The following is a 16,541-nucleotide window of genomic DNA, read 5'->3' as shown; positions in this document are numbered from 1 at the left end:
TGATCATCCTTCATCTAAAGTGATAAATTTCATATTTTTAACCATGCTATTAAATTCTAAATAGTTTAGTTTTTTTATGTCACAAAATGGGTGAGCAAACTTTTTATATTTTTGCCCTAACTTAAACAAATAGAAGTTATAACCATATTGTTTGTCTAATAAAAACCTTAATTCGGTGTCTAAAAAAGTTTTAATACTCTCAAATTCTTCAATACTTAACCACAAATTATTCATTATACTAATAACACAGTTTTTAATATCATTTTTTTCCTTAATATCAGAACTAAAGTGTATAAAAAACAGATTACATTCATTATCAAAATATGAACTAAAATGGTATAGTTGGTAAGCCTTTATTCTAAGTTCTTTAAATAATTTTGAATGCCCATAATGCGAAAGATATGCTTGTAATAAATTTCCGTAAAAACATATGTCCTCAATACAATTGGTTTTAATACTCCAACAGAGTGTGTAAAAAGGATGGTTATCTATTCCTACTTCTGAAATGTTATTTCTTAAGCTAAAGTTATTATTGAGATTATATTTCTTATGTATTACAGGATTATCTATTTTGATTAAATTGTTATAGTGAGTATACTTATATTCATAATTCTTCAAAAAGACATCATTGATATCTTTCTTTTGTAAATCTACTAAATAAAAATCTTCTGCTTTTCCATATCTATATCTTCCATATATATCCTCTAAACTAAGGATCTCTTTATATTCATTTCTATGAATGTTATGAGGACTTAATTGAAATTGATTTATCTTTTCTTTTAAACTCTTTTCTGCTTTTTCTTTAGCTGCATTTAAATCTTCATTTGTGAAATAACAATTATCATAATTATTATCTAAACTTAAAACATTGTGTAACCAGAAAAACTGATTATTATAACAAATTAGGTTAGTGTATCTTCTATATTTATAGGAATCTATTTTTCCAAATAGTTCATTAAACGTGTAGGATAACAATTGATAATAATTTAGTTTATTTAAGTCCATATCGGGTAAAATTTCTATTTCCATAGTGGAATTATATATAGAAGATTTAATGTTTTTAATATAGAAAGACAAAATAATCACTCCTATTAGACTTAACTTTACTTAATATAAAAATTACAATCACAAAAGGGAGTGTAATCCAAATACTATAAGTTAAGGCTAAATATACATATGGTATTAAAATGATTAGAGAAACATATTTTTTCGGATTTTTCCATATATCCTGTTTAGACGACCAATTTAAGATAGGAAACTTTTGATCAAATTTTAATCTAAAAAATGCACAAATAAACATGATTATATATATGTTTACAATTCTTGAATCTAGGTTGTGTTTAATTAACGATAAAATTACTAGACTTATTGTCAATATCGTCAACATTAAAAACATGCATATAAAAAATTTAATTAAAAATACCTTAATTTTATTTATAGGTAAATATACATATAGTCTTTGATAATTTTTGTCTGTTGAAAACAATAAGTAAACAGGACTCAATGCTAATATAATTATCATGATTAAAAAGTAATTAATATTTGGATCTATATTTTCAATAGAATTTATATTAAATGTTATTATGGCTATAAAAATAACTGCTATGAGACTATTAATCCAATTACTTTTATCTGAAATCCATTTTTCTATCTCAATTTTTAATAACGATACTTTTTCATTCTTTTTCAAAAATTTATTAACACTTTTGTTTTCAAGCAGTTTAATACCATCAAAATAAACATTTATTAAAACTATCATTATAATAATAAATATAAAGCTAAATAACATTGGGGACAATGACACTAATAATAAAAGGAATGTAAAAATTATTTTTTTCAACAAATCAGTTGTTTCAAAAAAAACAATTACGCAACTAAAAGTTAAAAGAATTGTCAATACGTATGAAACTATCAACATAATGGTGGTTGTCAAACTAATACCTAATTGTATATATAAAAATATGGGCAATATCCATAGAAAAATCATTCTCTTTAGACCCACCTCTAAAAAAATATATACAACCATTGATAGATACAATTTTTTTATATTTACTGGCAATGGTTTAAACATACTATGTACATTACTATTTCTAAAAGAACTCCAAAACGATAATGCTAAAACAAATGAGGTCAAAGAAATAATCAATTTAAAATGAGCATGTTTAATGATAGTAATTTCAATACCACTATTCAAAATTAAATACAACTCAAACATCAACAAAATCAATACACTTATTAGTAATTTACATATCGATTTCAAATTGTATTTGTTACTCTCAGCTAGAACTATATATTTTAGATATTTATGTAGTTTCATTCACACCCAAAACCTCTCTAATTTGACTAGCATTCTCAAATGTTAATTCTGTGGCTTTTCTATTATTAATAAGTACAATTTTATTAGTAAACCTTTCAATTACATCAAGAATATGAGTAGATAAGATTATTAAATACCCCTTATTTTTTAATAGTTGTATATCTTCTATAAACCTTTCAATGGCTTGAATATCTAATCCATTTAATGGTTCATCAAAAATCAAAATCCTAGTATTTATTAAATAAGAGCATATAATGTTTAGCTTCTTGAGATTTCCAAGTGAAAGATCATTAATTATCTTATTTTTATGATTTGAAAATTGGTATCTTTCCATATAATACTGTAATAGTTTATGATCTTTTTTCGTATTGTATACATCTAAAATTAAGTTTATATATTGCAAACAATTCATATATTTTATTCTTTCCGGATTATCTGCTATATAATACCTTTCCTTTTTACTACTTTGTATTGTTTTTGAATGGCTTTCTGCACTAAAGGAAGTATTGCCCATAACAATACTTCCTTTAAATGAGGATAAAACTCCACAAATTGTATTGATAAGTGTAGTCTTACCGCTTCCATTTTTACCAATCAAGGCATAAATTTCTCCACTCGAAAGTTGTAAATTTACATTTTCCAAAATAAATTCCTTGTCATACCAAACATATAAATCACTGATTTTTATCATTATATACACCTTGTATTAATCTTAATAAAAATACGATAAAGATAATTCCAAAAATACTGGCAAAAACCCAATCATTTTTCAATATGAACACTACCGTTGAAATCACAAAAATTATAACTATTATTAATCTCAAAAAATTTTTTGACATATTACCACTCCTAAATATTTTCCATCAAGGGTTCAAGTTTTTGTTCTATGACCCAGTCACAATTCTCTTTTCGATGATTTTTATTTGTATTTAATCCTTTCAAATAACATCCTGTACAGTAATCGCTGAATGGACATTCTTTTGAACATAAACTAGAACTTTGAGGAGACTGTAATTTCCATAATTTATTGACAATGTCACTAGAGAACACTTCTTCATAGCTAGAATCTTTTAAATTACCAATCTTAAATTCTTTCGGAAATAACGCACAAGGTCTTACATTACCGTTAGGATCCATAACTATTGATCGCCATCCAGCGCCGCAATTATTAGCTTTATTTTCATTAATCGGTATAAGTGGGATGATATCTTTATTTTCTTTTAAAACATTTACCTCGAATTCTTTGAAAGAAATATCATTTTGTTTATTTAATTTCACTTCATCAATTGATTTTCCTCGACCAAAATCATCAATCCAGTTGTAGGCAAATGCTTGTGCTCCTAATTCTCTAACTAACTTAGCCATCTCTTTTATTTCCCACATATTATCTTCGTAAATGGACATACCTACTCTTACAAAAATGCCTCTATCAACTAGTCTTTTAATATTTTTACAAGTTAACTGATGTGCTTTAGGATGTTGGCGGAATTCATTATGTACTTTTGGATCAACACTATCTAAAGATATACCAACTATAATCTTATCCTTATATTTTGTAAGCAAATCTAATACGTCTTCTCTTAAAATAGTAGCATTAGTTAATATACCTACTTTATGAAACTTATTTAATGCATACTCTATTATTTCTTTTGCATTTTGATGAACAAATGTTTCTCCTCCAGTAATTTCACATGTTAAAACACCTTTATTATACATTTCATCAGCTATTTTTTTAAATTCATTAAAACTTAGTGTATCTTTAACAGAAGGAGAGCTTTCTAAATAACAATGTTTACACTCTAAATTACATTTATGCGTTATTTCAAAAGTAGTATGCAGTGGTGTGATATACTCTTTAGAACCTGTTAAGTTAATCGGACCTGTATTATTATTTTGTGTGAGCTCAACTAATTTTTTACTGTACAAATCTTTAATTAAGTTACTGTACCAATTAATATGGTCCTTAAGTTCACAATCATATTTAATGCACATCTCTTGAATAATATCTATTATCTTTTTGCTACCATCAAAGTAGGTACATGCTTCAAACGCAGAAGAATTCAAATCTAAATATTCAAACTCTAATATATCAAATTTAGTATCTCTGAAGCTCATTTCTATTACTCCGCCTTCTGGGAGTTGATGTAATCTAACATTTTCATTAAACTTTATATACCTTTGCATATAGAGATCCCCTTTATAAATCGAGTGCAACGACAAGTCGTTACACCCATAGTAAATATTCAATTAAGAAGCTATACCGAATGTACCTGTGATACCCGCTACCTCAAAGTCAGGAATAGGACCATCAGCTAGACAAGCAGCACCAATCGCGCATGCCGAGCAACCTTTGTTGCTAACCATTACCCCTTGCTCCATAGCACTTCCTCCTCTCATGTATGACTTCCAATTCTAATTTTATACTATCTATTTATAATTTTATGTGACGTTAGTCACATAAAATTATTATTTTCCGAAATATCATAGCTCGAAATACTTTTTTAGATTTTAATACCATTGTATAGTAATGTATTTATTATCACTTATTACACCCTCATAGAAGTTCATTTATCATGGCATAATTAAACTTATTATAAGCGAATATAATAATTAGCAAGGGATATACAAATAGAATCACTTCCTCTAAGTAATCACTTTTTACGTAAAAATGTAGTGTGAAATCCTTGATCATATCACAACCACAGCAATACGTCTCTTAATTGTTACGCTATTTTACGTATTAGACTGAAAAGGTGATTATAAATCCATAAATCACTATATCCATACCAACAAACCCCTCACTAACGACATAGCGAGGGGTTTTGGTCGATAAACGCACCACATCTTTGAAAATTAAATTTTAATACTTAAGTGGGTAAGCATTTCAAAACCATTCCACCTTCTATTACTTCTCAACTTGAACACCTTGAGATTTCGGCACTAAAAATGCAACAAGTAAAAATGAAATGAATGCAAGGATGACGTTAAACCATAATCCAAACATCGCACCCACTTGCATGTTAAAAGCAGATGTTCCAATCGCAAAAATCGTTGTAGAAAGTGCAATACCGAATGCGTTACCAAGCGAAGATGACATTTTATATATTCCTGATGCCATGCCAATATGTTCTTCATCTGCATTAGCGATTGCAGTATCCATTGATGGTGTTGCGTATAATCCTAAACCTAAACCATAAATGAAATATCCAATCACGCAAGCGATGACATAAGCAGTCGTAGGTAAAAATGTTAATGAGATTAAAATGATACCGACCATATTAAGTATACTACCGATATACATTGGCTTTTGTGCACCAAGATGTTGTAAAATCTTTTCGCCTACACGAATGGTAATTAAGACCATCACTAAATAGGTAATTGAAAGGTATCCCGCTTGCGCTGACGTAAATCCTTTATCTTCTTGAACGAATGTATTACCAACAATTAATGTTCCAGCAACCGCATTCATTAAAAAATTTGACAATGTTGCGCCTGTATAGCCTTTGTCTTTAAATACTTCAAAATCTACTAATGGATTTTTACGTTTTTTCTCCATGATGACAAAAATCACAATTGAAATAATAAAAAGTGCGATTAAAGATAAAATGATAGGTGAACCTATACCATAATCTGAACTTTGCGTAATGATTAAATTTAAACTTAAAATAAAAATCAAAAACAGTACTAAACCTGCGAAATCAAATTTTTGACGTGCGACGCTTGCTTTACGTGGCACTTCAGGCGTCCCTTTAATTAAAATCATTGCTGCGATGGCAACCATAATTGAAAAAATAAAAATCCAGCGCCACCCTAAAAATGTATCAGTAATGCCTCCAAAAAATGAAGCCACACCACCGCCACCCCATGAGCCGATGGACCAATAACTGAGTGCTGCTTGACGATGACGTCCATGATAGTACCCTTTAATGATAGATAATGTTGCCGGCATGACAAATGCTGCTGACAACCCTTGAATACCACGCCCGATAATCATTGGCCAAATTTGTGGTGAAACGACAATAATGAGTGAGCCGATTACACTTAACAATAGCCCGACATAAGTCATTTTTACAGGGCCATATTTATCCGCAATGCCTCCAGCCCCGACTACAAACATACCTGAAAAGAGTGACGTCAGACTCACCGCCACATTAATTAAACCGAAATTTGCACCTAACTCCTTATGTAATGTCGGCACGACGTTGACTAAAGATAAGGCAAATAACCAAAACGTAATTACGCCTAGAACGATCCCTATAATAAGTCGTCCATTTCCTTCAAACTCCGTATTGTGTTCCATGATTTCATCATATCCCTTTAGTTAAGATTTGGAATGTGCCTAGAATAATCAACGCGTTATTCCAGTTCCATTCACTTCAACTACATAAATAAAATATACAAACTATATTAATCTACAAGCGCTATTTTTTCAATTTTATATACAAGCATCAGAGGCAATTCCGCACAATAGAAAGCGTTTACAAAAGCGCTAAATAGAAGAGGTGAACTTAAGTTAAAATATTAAAACTTAAGCTCCCCTTTTCACATTAAATCATCATCAATATTTTGAAAGATATGTTGTAAATAACGCGATATAATAATCGATGAAGTTTAAATAAGATGCTTTTTTCACACGTTCATCAACTTGATGTGCGCGCTCTCCAGGACCAAACATCATAAATGAGAAATGTTCATCTTTACCACGTAATAAGTTGGAAGCATCCGTAACACCAACCGTTGGCGATACGATAATATCATGCTCAAAATGTTGTTTTGCCGTTTCAACACCTAGACGTACAAGCGCATTATCTCCCGTTGTAATGACAGGATCTAAATCAAGATAGACATCTTGTTCAAGATTCGCCCCTTGTTGATTCATTAGCTCTATATAGTGGTTAAATAATGCTTTTACTTGTTCATTGTCATACTCAGGTACTGTGCGCACATTGAATTCTGCAGTCGCTCGTCCAGGTACAGAGTTAACTTGAGTGCCTCCATTAAATATTGTATTTGTAATAACTAAACCATAAAGGACGCGTGACACATCATCCATATCCATGTTTTCAGATAACATTGGTTTAATGTAATCCAAAAATGTTTCGAAATTTAAACGTTCGCAGTTCAACGCTTTCGAAATTTTATCAAATTCATCATCTATATGTTGCACAAATTGCATCAATGGTTTAATCGCATTTTGACCAATCACTGGCATCGAGCTGTGTGCAGCGCGACCTTTAGACGTGATACGGAAATCCATAGATCCTTTATGCGCATACACTAACATCTTTTCTGACGGTTCCGCAATAACAAGCGCATCGACATCATCCATTTCTCCATTTTCGTACAACTGCTTCGAACCAAGCTGTTCCATTTCTTCACCTGTTGTCGCCATAAATTTAATTCTACCGTGTTTTAAAGCACCACTTTCATGAATTTCAATCATTGCTATGGCTAAAGCGACAAGTCCAGATTTCATATCTCCAGCGCCACGTCCATATAAGTAACCATCCGCTTCCGTAAGTGTAAAAGGATCGTACGTCCATTCACTATGATTGCCTTCAGCTACAACATCCATATGACCAGATATACCAAGTACTGGGGAGCCTTCACCAATTTCAGCTATAAGGTTTGCGCGTTGCCCTTCAACCATATCAATACGCGCTGCAATACCGTGTTTTTGAAATAATGCTTTAAAATAGTGACATACCTTTAATTCATTATCATTAACCGTTTTAAAACCTACAACATCTTTTAAAATTTGAACCTTTTCTTCATTTGTAAAAACACCCATAACGTTCATCCTTTCAAAATTAGTCTTATGATTGTGATAACGAGCTTTGTTTTGTTTCACGGATAAAGAGTGATAAAACAAAGCCAATAACAATTAATACTGTCGTAAAAATAAATGCGGCATCGACTCCGCTAATCGTAGCTTCACGCATCATTTTAGCCGAATGACCATGTGCGTCCATAAAGTTTCGTGACACGATAGAAAGAACGGTAATGCTAATTGCAGTTCCCATCGCACCGGCAATAATACGAAGCGAATTCATAATCGCATTGCCATGTGACACTTCTTTATTTTCTAACGCATTTAACCCTGCCGTATTCAACGGCATCATTAATAGTGCCACAGAGAACATGCGAATCGCATAAATCATGACAACATACCAAAATGGCGTTTCTGCCGTTAAGAAAATATGCAATATTGTCATAATGATTAATAAAATAAAACCTGGAATCACAAGTACACGGACACCATAGCGATCATAAATTTTACCAGTATACGTCGACATACATGCGTTCACAACCGCACCTGGTAAAATGACCAATCCTGATAAAAATGCGGAAAGGCCAAGTCCAGTTTGAACATAAATTGGAATGAGTAAAGCGGGGCCCACGATACCGATATAAATCATCATTGACGCAAACGCAGATAGTGTAAATGTTTTATTTTTTAATACCGACATACTTAAAAGCGGTGCGTCGATACGACATTGACGTATCGTAAATATTGCCACAATACCAATCCCGACAATGAGACTGATGATAAATAATGGAGACAATGGACCAACATGACCTACAATACTGAACGCATAAAGGATCAATCCAAATCCAACTGTAGAATAAACAACTGACCGTTTATCTAATGAGGTCGGTTTAGATTGACCTAAATTTTCTACATAAAATACACCCGTGCCAAATGCAATGAGTGAAATGACAGCGACAACGATAAACGGCACATGCCAACTCGAAAAGTCAATGAGCACACCAGTTAACGTTGGGCCTATCGCTGGAGCTGACTGCGCGACAATACCTGTTAGCCCCATCGCGAATCCCCTCTTTTCAACAGGAAACACCATAAATACGATAAACTGCATTAGCGGTAATAAAATACCTGCACCGATAGCTTGAATGACACGCGCAATCATTAATACCGCGAAACTTGGTGCCATTGCCGCAATCACAGAGCCTAATAAAAACGCAGCCATCGAAAAAATATACAGCTGTCTCGTAGAATATTTATCAATTAAAAAAGCCGTCAATGGAATCATTATTCCATTCACTAGCATAAAACCGGTTATCAGCCATTGTGCAGTAGTTTCAGGTATCCCTAAATCAACAATCATCGCTGGTAACGCTGTATTTAAAATCGTTTGGTTCAACATCGCTACAAATGCACTTAATAGCATAATGGTAACAATTAAATTTCTTTTTGCTGTCGTCAAACCTTCTGACAAATCGCCAACCTCCATTCATTATTATTTTCACAAAATATATTTTAACGCTTTATAGTTAGCAAAGCAAACCATTTATATGTAAATCTAGTTCCACAGTATTTTATAAAAACTTTGGTAACTTTCTTCGCATAAGATTGACAACTTTTTAGTTTAAAATTACGCTAAATATACAACAACTCAGTCTATCTAAGGAGGAATTACTATGAAACAAATTGCGATTGCAGGCGCCGGTGCTATGGGTGGCCGTATAGGAAGTCAATTAAAAAAAGCAGGCTTTGATGTCACATTGATTGATTTTTGGGATGAACATATTAAAGCCATTAATGAACATGGGTTAGAAATTCAAACCGAAACTGATACCCATTACATGAAAATCGATGCATGTAAACCAGAACATACTGAAAAAGCGTATGATTTAATTGTTATTTTAACGAAAGCAATGCAATCTGAAACGATGGTTCAAACACTATTAGATCGCGGTGCTATTCATGAAAATACCGCTATTTTAACAATGATGAATGGACTTGGCCATGATGAACGTTTTGAAAAAATTGTTCCAAAATCTCAAATATTTTTAGCTGTAACCATGTGGACAGCAGGTTTACGCGGTCCAGGTCAAATTTTATTAGAAGGTACAGGGCGCATTGATTTACAACGTGCAGATGGTGAAGCTGACGCACGTACGCAAGTCATTGCAGATATGTTTAACCAAGCAAATTTAAATGCTTATGTAAGCGATAATGTACTACAAACTGTTTGGACGAAAGCAACGTTAAATAGTGTACTAAATCCTCTATGTACAATTTTAGACAAAACCATTTTTGAATTTGGCGAATATCCAGAAGCACGTCAACAAATCGAACCGATCATCGAAGAAATTGTAGCCGTTGCAAAAGCAAAAGGCATCGTATTAAATAAAGAAACACTCGTTCAAAAAATTGAAGGCGCTTATCCTAAAGAAACACAAGGTCTTCACTATCCATCTATGCACCAAGACTTATATCATGGGCGTTTAACAGAAGTCGATTATTTAAATGGCCAAATTAGTAAATATGGTCATGAGTTAGGCATACCAACTCCGAACAACGATATGTTAACGCATCTGATTCATCAATTAGAAATGACACATGTGAAATAACACGACTTTTGCATCTAATAATAAACATCCCCTACTACTTCAAAGTGTGAGGGGATGTTTGTTTATATATTTAGCGTTACTCTTTTTATGCGATACTTCTCAAGCTTACTTTTATGAGTTTATTTTTAATTCACACAGTGCTTACCATCATCCTCTAACACAAAGGCTCATGATCGCTGTACTTCATTCTGGAGGCACAGAATAATGCACTTTCATCTTAATTTTAGATATATGACACTTAATTTTTAAGAAAATTCCGTAAATTTATGTTGCTTTTTACACTAAAACTTCTTATAATATAGTTATAGAAAATATTTAGTGTTGCCACACTTAATTTATGACACAACATATATTTTCTTAGCATATGTTATCTCGTCCTAGCATGAGCAGTGTTACGTATAATTACAATGTAATTATGAGACCGGACGTACGCACACTTATACACAAGGACACACCTTGAAGGTAACTTAGCACTGCATGCGTTGTTAAAAATGTGGCGCCACGTTATCTTCTCACACATGACGCTAAGACCATTGACGCGACGCACCATTCATTTAATTTGAGAAGCTTAACCCATATGTTCGTCAATTTCTAAAGCGTGTATTTAAGGCCATCGTTCATACCTCGTTTAATGTATACAACTTATATTGACAGACCAACGTGCACCTTATCTCACCCAAAACGTTGTGCTGTCTCGTATGAAGAACACCTTATGTAAGATGACATCATGCCGAGTGACACACGAACGCCGAAACATCCTTTGTCTTAAAAACATCATGACTTATTTTATTCTCATTGCGCGCACTAGGTTAAGTCATCGATGATAGAAAGACACAGCGCTTTATGTACAAATGTTGAAGACCGTGTACCACTCGTTCCTCTAAACGTTGATGTGCCATACTTTTGATCACAGTATCACATTAACACATGCATATTGACCTTCACCCGTTAAGTCGCAAACTGCAGAATCACCACACCACACGTTTATTTTACACGCCTACGCTTATCAATCTAGTGAATTAAGCAATCCCAAGTTTAAAAAACTTAAAGCATCTGAAAATTACTCACCATAAGGTATTAAATGAAACATTAATATCCAATTCCTTGTAAAATCAACGTGAGATTCAACATCGTTTTGCTGCTTAACAGACCCCACCTCATTTGACGCAGTACTGTATGATAACAATATGCACCATAAAGTTGTATACGCCTGTATTATCTGACTACACATCATTTCTAACCCCCTTACTTGGCACATTGATTTGTGTCGAGAAGGGGGTTAAACAGTGGTATCAAATGGCATGTTTACACATATCCACTCATCCCTTGACGTAGGATTTTAAGTAGCCTTCAAAACACATGACAACATGCGTTTTGAAGGCTATTTTACAAAATTAAGATGTCATGTTTTACTCCAATTTATAAGTAATACGTATTTTAAATTTACTGAATCATACACGCTCTGCTGCATCACATTTATCTATAATTGATTCTACTGTAGATTGAATCACATGGATTGATGGTGCAACTATCTCTTTGGCGTTGAATAGAGTGACATCTGCATTGAGTCTTTGGCGTATGTATTGACTCCATGCAATGTTAATTTCTGTATTAAAGTTAATTTTGCTATGTCCTAGTAGGATTGCCTTTTTTAAATCCTCATCAGATAGTCCAGACGCCCCATGAAGCACAAGTGGGACAGCGACTTGTTCATTAATTTCAGTCATTTCTTTAAATCCTAGTTTAGGCTCACCTTGATAACGACCATGAACAGAACCCAATGCAGGAGCTAAGGCATCTAATTGCGTTTGTTGTACGAGTTGTTTACATTCGTCTAAATCCGCATATTGTACCTCATTGACTAAGCCATCTTCGTTACCCCCTATTCCTCCAATTTCACCTTCTACTAAAACATGATGTTGATGGGCATAATTGACGACTTTTTTCATATTTTCAATATTTTCTTCAAGAGGCAAGCGTGAGCCGTCATACATGACCGAATCATAGCCCGCATCAATGGCTTTGATACAACTTTCGACACTGTTACCATGATCTAAATGAATCACATACGGTATGGTGATGTTTAATGATTGAGCTTTTAAATGGATGAGTTTACATATAAATTCATAGCCTCCGAGATAATCAATAATTTTGTCGGTCGTACCTAGAATGATTGGGGCGCGCTTTTTTTCTGCTGCGCGAAGTATCCCTTCAATCCAAATTAAACCATTTACATTAATCTGAGGGATGGCATATTTTGCATCATGCGCTTGATGAAGTATGGGCTGCATATCGGCGCTCCTTTCTAAATTAGAATTTTACAGGTTGACCTGTTTCTAACGACGTTTTACACGCAACAGCAATTTGTTGCGCATTTAAACCATCTTCTATCGAACATCGTACATCTTGATTTTCAATAATTGCTTGAATAAAAGCTTCCATTTCATCTTTATAAGCTTGTTGATAACGTTCTAAAAAGAAATGCGGTGGATTGTCTTGTGCAATGTTTTCTGCAGATGCAATGGTTAACGTATTCGTGTTTTCATTTCCGACTGAAATCATCCCTTTGTCTCCTAAAACTTCTACACGTTGATCATAGCCATAGACGCTTCTACGACAGTTTTCAATCACACACATTGCTCCGTTTTCAAAAGTCAATGTGATCACTGCCGTATCAATATCTCCTACCGTTTTAATTTCAGGATTTACTAATGCCGCACCTTGGGCATACACTTCTGTCACTTCACATTGCATCAAATAACGTGCCATATCAAAATCATGAATGGACATATCCATAAATAAGCCACCTGAATGTTCAATATACGCTAATGGCGGTGGTTCTGGGTCACGTGACGTTATTCGTAACGATTGCACGGCTCCAAGACGATGTGCTTTTAAGTAGTTATGTACTTGCGCAAAGTTACGATCAAAACGTCTGTTAAAGCCCATTTGAAGTTTAACACCAGCCTTTTGCACTGCTTCCACTGCTTCTAATGAAGCTTCAAGCGTCAAACTAATCGGTTTTTCACAAAAAATGTGTTTCCCTTGTTCACACGCACTTTTAATGATATCGACGTGTGTGTCTGTAGGAGAACAAATGATTACAGCATCAACTTCAGAATCATTAATAATATCCATATGATTTTTCGTACTTTTTTCAATTCCACATTTTTGAATCCATCCCTGGAGTTTTTCACAATATAAATCAGAAATCCATTTGATATGAATGTTTGGATGGTGTCGTAAATTTTCAATATGTAGTTGTCCAATACGACCTGCACCGATTACACCTACTGTTAATTTCATATTAATTGCCTCCAATTGTAGCCAACACTAATGGTGAGAAGATGGCATATGTGAGCACGACGACTAAAATAATCAAACCGCCAACGAGATAACGATGTTTCCAAGGTGTGATATCCACTTTGGCGTAATTCACATTAAAGTCGAACACATTAGTGGGCTTGATTTTATTAAATGTTAAAACAATACATAAATCTATAAAGAAAAGCACACTCAAAATATATAAGAAATGAATGTCTGTTAAAAACACCTTTGAAAGCGCATACATCGCGATGTGAAAAATAAACATCACTTTCGCACCTTGATGTGATGTCTGTTTTGCAAAAAATCCAACTAAGATTAAAACTAATAACGGCATATTGTATACTCCATTAAATTCTTGTACAACGGCATATAACCCTTGCGGAAATAATGAAATCATCGGTGCTAATATCACCACAATGATGCCAACCACTATGGTCATGATGCGACCAACACGCGACACTTGACGATTCGATGCATTTTTATTGAGCACAGATTTGTAAAAATCAAGCGAAAATAATGTCGCTGTACTATTGAGTGAGCCGACAAATGAACTTAAAATGGCACCAAAAATAACCGCACCGAAAAACCCATATGCCCATTCTGGCAATACAGCATTCACTAACATAGGGTATGCGTTATCTGGATTTTCCACTTGTGAACCTAACATATTGAATGCTAAAATCCCTGGAAATACGAGAAATAACGCACCAAATATTTTAAACATGCCGACATACATCGCTCCTTTTTGAGCTTCTTTTAAACTGCGTCCTGCCAATGCTTTTTGGACAATCATTTGGTTTGTACACCAAAAGAATAAATTATTGAAAAACATACCGAAAAAGAGTGTCGGCCATGGCACGATTTTAGAATCTATCGCCCCAATCGCATTCAATTTTTCTGGAGTATGTTGCACGACTTTATCAAAGCCTCTTAAAAAACTTCCATCTCCGAATATCATCAGTCCTAAAATTGGAATTGCGAGTCCGCCTAATAATAGGCCCACACCATAGATGGAGTCACTATGTGCACTTAAAGATAAACCACCAATAAACAAGTATAGAATGCCCACAATTCCTATCACTGTAGAGATTAAAATGACTGCACTCATATGACTGATATTTAATAATGCACTCACGTTGAAAATTTTATCAAATACGAGCGCACCTGAATAAAGCACCACAGGTAAAAAAGAGACAACATACGTGAAAATAAAGAGTAATGACACTAATTTTTTAGTAAAAGGGTCATAGCGCATTTCAATAAAATCAGAAACTGTATCGATGCCATACCTGAAATAACGGGGTAAAAAGACCCAAGCTAAAATCACAATTGCGATTGCTGCTGTGACCTCCCAAGCCATGACTTCCATACCGGCCATAAAACTTTGACCATTTTGACCCACGATTTGTTCTGTAGAAAGGTTGGTCATAATAATTGTTGAGGCTATAGTAAATCCAGTTAAACTACGGCCACCCATAAAATAACCGTCCGTATTATGTGTATCAATTTTCCGACTCCGATAATAGGCATAAAATCCGACAACTGTAATGACAACAATAAAAGATATAATCGCAAAAATACCCATATAGTTCACCCCTATGAAGTTGAAACCACTTCATTCCTATTCTATTTTTATATTGCTTCCATATATGCTTTTGCTTTCTTTGCGTATAAAAATGGATTCGCAACTGCAGGGTCTTGTTCCGCTTCCACCACGATCCACCCTACATAGTCTGATTGATGAATCCGTTCTAATATCGGTTTAAAATCAATGTCCCCATCCCCAGGGACCGTAAAGACGCCCCGTTTCACACCATCTAAAAACGACAGGCCATGTACTTTCATATCATGCGCAATCGTTTCTCGTACATCTTTAAAATGAATATGATGAATCCGGTCTTGATACGTATCAAAAATGGCTAACATATCTTCGCCAGAAACATGTAGATGTCCAGTGTCATATAACAGTGACACGAGTTTCGGATCTGTCGCTTCCATCAAACGTTGAATTTCTGCAGTTGTTTGCACGCCCGTTCCCATATGATGGTGATAGACGATTTTCATGTTTTTTTCTTGTGCCAGACGGCCTAAACGATGCAATCCATAAATGAGACGTGTCCACTCTTCGTCTGTAAAATGCGGTTTATCATCAAATACGCTTTGATCAAGGCGGCCTTGTACACTGCGTCCTTGTTCAGAGACGACTATCACTTTCGCCCCCATGTCATGTAAAAAATCACGATGCTTAATAAATGCCGCTTCTGTCTCTTTATATGGCTTCGTTGTTAAAAACATGCTGAACCATGCGCTTGCGACTGAGAGGCCTCGTGGCTCTAAATAAGATTTTAAAACTGATGCTTCCTTTGGATATTTGTTTCCAATTTCTGTCCCTTCATAACCTGCAAGGGCCATTTCACTAATACATTGTTCAAACGTATTCTCACCACCTAGCTCTGGTAAATCGTCATTAGTCCAAGCAATTGGTGCACACGCATATTTAATAAATGTGGTCATTTCG

13 protein-coding genes are annotated in these 16,541 nt (G+C 34.0%); 1 reads left to right on the top strand and 12 read right to left on the bottom strand.

Annotated elements, in window-relative coordinates; genetic code table 11:
- Positions 1 to 3: 3 nt before the first annotated feature.
- The 8 genes from G8Y85_RS11765 to G8Y85_RS11730 form a co-directional block, all read right to left on the bottom strand.
- On the bottom strand, positions 4 to 1,029 hold the full coding sequence (locus G8Y85_RS11765; protein WP_157950729.1) for an insulinase family protein: 1,026 nt from the start codon (positions 1,027 to 1,029) through the stop codon (positions 4 to 6).
- Between the two features lie 31 nt (positions 1,030 to 1,060).
- A complete protein-coding gene (locus G8Y85_RS11760) occupies positions 1,061 to 2,194 on the bottom strand; it encodes a hypothetical protein (protein WP_246864166.1) in 1,134 nt (377 codons plus the stop codon).
- 109 nt (positions 2,195 to 2,303) lie between these two features.
- Positions 2,304 to 3,008, bottom strand: a complete 705-nt coding sequence (locus G8Y85_RS11755) for an ATP-binding cassette domain-containing protein (RefSeq protein ID WP_165805893.1) — start codon at positions 3,006 to 3,008, stop codon at positions 2,304 to 2,306.
- 158 nt (positions 3,009 to 3,166) lie between these two features.
- Positions 3,167 to 4,501 carry a radical SAM/SPASM domain-containing protein gene (locus G8Y85_RS11750; RefSeq protein WP_107371553.1) on the bottom strand — a complete coding sequence of 445 codons (1,335 nt, stop codon included), beginning with the start codon at positions 4,499 to 4,501 and terminating at the stop codon, positions 3,167 to 3,169.
- A 63-nt stretch (positions 4,502 to 4,564) separates the two neighbouring features.
- Complete coding sequence (locus tag G8Y85_RS11745; RefSeq protein WP_103346230.1) at positions 4,565 to 4,696, bottom strand: subtilosin A family bacteriocin; 132 nt, start codon at positions 4,694 to 4,696, stop codon at positions 4,565 to 4,567.
- 526 nt (positions 4,697 to 5,222) lie between these two features.
- On the bottom strand, positions 5,223 to 6,617 hold the full coding sequence (locus tag G8Y85_RS11740) for an MFS transporter (RefSeq protein ID WP_165805892.1): 1,395 nt from the start codon (positions 6,615 to 6,617) through the stop codon (positions 5,223 to 5,225).
- 258 nt (positions 6,618 to 6,875) lie between these two features.
- Entirely contained in the window at positions 6,876 to 8,108 is a 1,233-nt protein-coding gene (locus tag G8Y85_RS11735) for an ArgE/DapE family deacylase (protein WP_165805891.1), read from the bottom strand.
- Positions 8,109 to 8,133: 25 nt separating this feature from the next.
- Complete coding sequence (locus G8Y85_RS11730) at positions 8,134 to 9,510, bottom strand: MDR family MFS transporter (RefSeq protein WP_103346246.1); 1,377 nt, start codon at positions 9,508 to 9,510, stop codon at positions 8,134 to 8,136.
- 250 nt (positions 9,511 to 9,760) lie between these two features.
- On the opposite strand from G8Y85_RS11730, the gene G8Y85_RS11725 reads away from it, so the two are divergent.
- Entirely contained in the window at positions 9,761 to 10,696 is a 936-nt protein-coding gene (locus G8Y85_RS11725; RefSeq protein WP_107371034.1) for a ketopantoate reductase family protein, read from the top strand.
- 1,451 nt (positions 10,697 to 12,147) lie between these two features.
- On the opposite strand, the gene G8Y85_RS11720 is transcribed toward G8Y85_RS11725, so the two are convergent.
- Genes G8Y85_RS11720 through iolE form a run of 4 tightly spaced genes read right to left on the bottom strand, consistent with a single transcriptional unit; the run spans position 12,148 to position 16,537 of the window.
- On the bottom strand, positions 12,148 to 12,987 hold the full coding sequence (locus G8Y85_RS11720) for a ketose-bisphosphate aldolase (protein WP_105995319.1): 840 nt from the start codon (positions 12,985 to 12,987) through the stop codon (positions 12,148 to 12,150).
- A 19-nt stretch (positions 12,988 to 13,006) separates the two neighbouring features.
- The gene (gene iolG / locus G8Y85_RS11715) at positions 13,007 to 14,002 is read right to left on the bottom strand and encodes an inositol 2-dehydrogenase (protein WP_103346235.1); all 996 of its coding nucleotides are present in this window, start codon (positions 14,000 to 14,002) and stop codon (positions 13,007 to 13,009) included.
- Between the two features lies 1 nt (position 14,003).
- Complete coding sequence (locus tag G8Y85_RS11710) at positions 14,004 to 15,608, bottom strand: solute:sodium symporter family transporter (RefSeq protein ID WP_165805890.1); 1,605 nt, start codon at positions 15,606 to 15,608, stop codon at positions 14,004 to 14,006.
- 47 nt (positions 15,609 to 15,655) lie between these two features.
- The gene (gene iolE / locus G8Y85_RS11705) at positions 15,656 to 16,537 is read right to left on the bottom strand and encodes a myo-inosose-2 dehydratase (protein WP_060551911.1); all 882 of its coding nucleotides are present in this window, start codon (positions 16,535 to 16,537) and stop codon (positions 15,656 to 15,658) included.
- Between the last annotated feature and the right edge of the window lie 4 nt (positions 16,538 to 16,541).

The sequence above is a fragment of the Staphylococcus sp. 11007852 genome, from assembly GCF_011394325.1.
Classification (GTDB): domain Bacteria; phylum Bacillota; class Bacilli; order Staphylococcales; family Staphylococcaceae; genus Staphylococcus; species Staphylococcus agnetis.
Note: the sequence above shows the minus strand (reverse complement) of the source record. Positions and strands in the feature narration are given on the sequence as shown.

Bases quoted from the DNA above. Each gene is read 5' to 3' on its own strand.
- G8Y85_RS11765 (WP_157950729.1), bottom strand. From the start codon at position 1,029: ATGGAAATAGAAATTTTACCCGATATGGACTTAAATAAACTAAATTAT.
- G8Y85_RS11755 (WP_165805893.1), bottom strand. From the start codon at position 3,008: ATGATAAAAATCAGTGATTTATATGTTTGGTATGACAAGGAATTTATT.
- G8Y85_RS11750 (WP_107371553.1), bottom strand. From the start codon at position 4,501: ATGCAAAGGTATATAAAGTTTAATGAAAATGTTAGATTACATCAACTC.
- G8Y85_RS11745 (WP_103346230.1), bottom strand. From the start codon at position 4,696: ATGGAGCAAGGGGTAATGGTTAGCAACAAAGGTTGCTCGGCATGCGCG.
- G8Y85_RS11740 (WP_165805892.1), bottom strand. From the start codon at position 6,617: ATGGAACACAATACGGAGTTTGAAGGAAATGGACGACTTATTATAGGG.
- G8Y85_RS11735 (WP_165805891.1), bottom strand. From the start codon at position 8,108: ATGGGTGTTTTTACAAATGAAGAAAAGGTTCAAATTTTAAAAGATGTT.
- G8Y85_RS11730 (WP_103346246.1), bottom strand. From the start codon at position 9,510: ATGCTATTAAGTGCATTTGTAGCGATGTTGAACCAAACGATTTTAAAT.
- G8Y85_RS11725 (WP_107371034.1), top strand. From the start codon at position 9,761: ATGAAACAAATTGCGATTGCAGGCGCCGGTGCTATGGGTGGCCGTATA.
- G8Y85_RS11720 (WP_105995319.1), bottom strand. From the start codon at position 12,987: ATGCAGCCCATACTTCATCAAGCGCATGATGCAAAATATGCCATCCCT.
- iolG (WP_103346235.1), bottom strand. From the start codon at position 14,002: ATGAAATTAACAGTAGGTGTAATCGGTGCAGGTCGTATTGGACAACTA.
- G8Y85_RS11710 (WP_165805890.1), bottom strand. From the start codon at position 15,608: ATGGGTATTTTTGCGATTATATCTTTTATTGTTGTCATTACAGTTGTC.
- iolE (WP_060551911.1), bottom strand. From the start codon at position 16,537: ATGACCACATTTATTAAATATGCGTGTGCACCAATTGCTTGGACTAAT.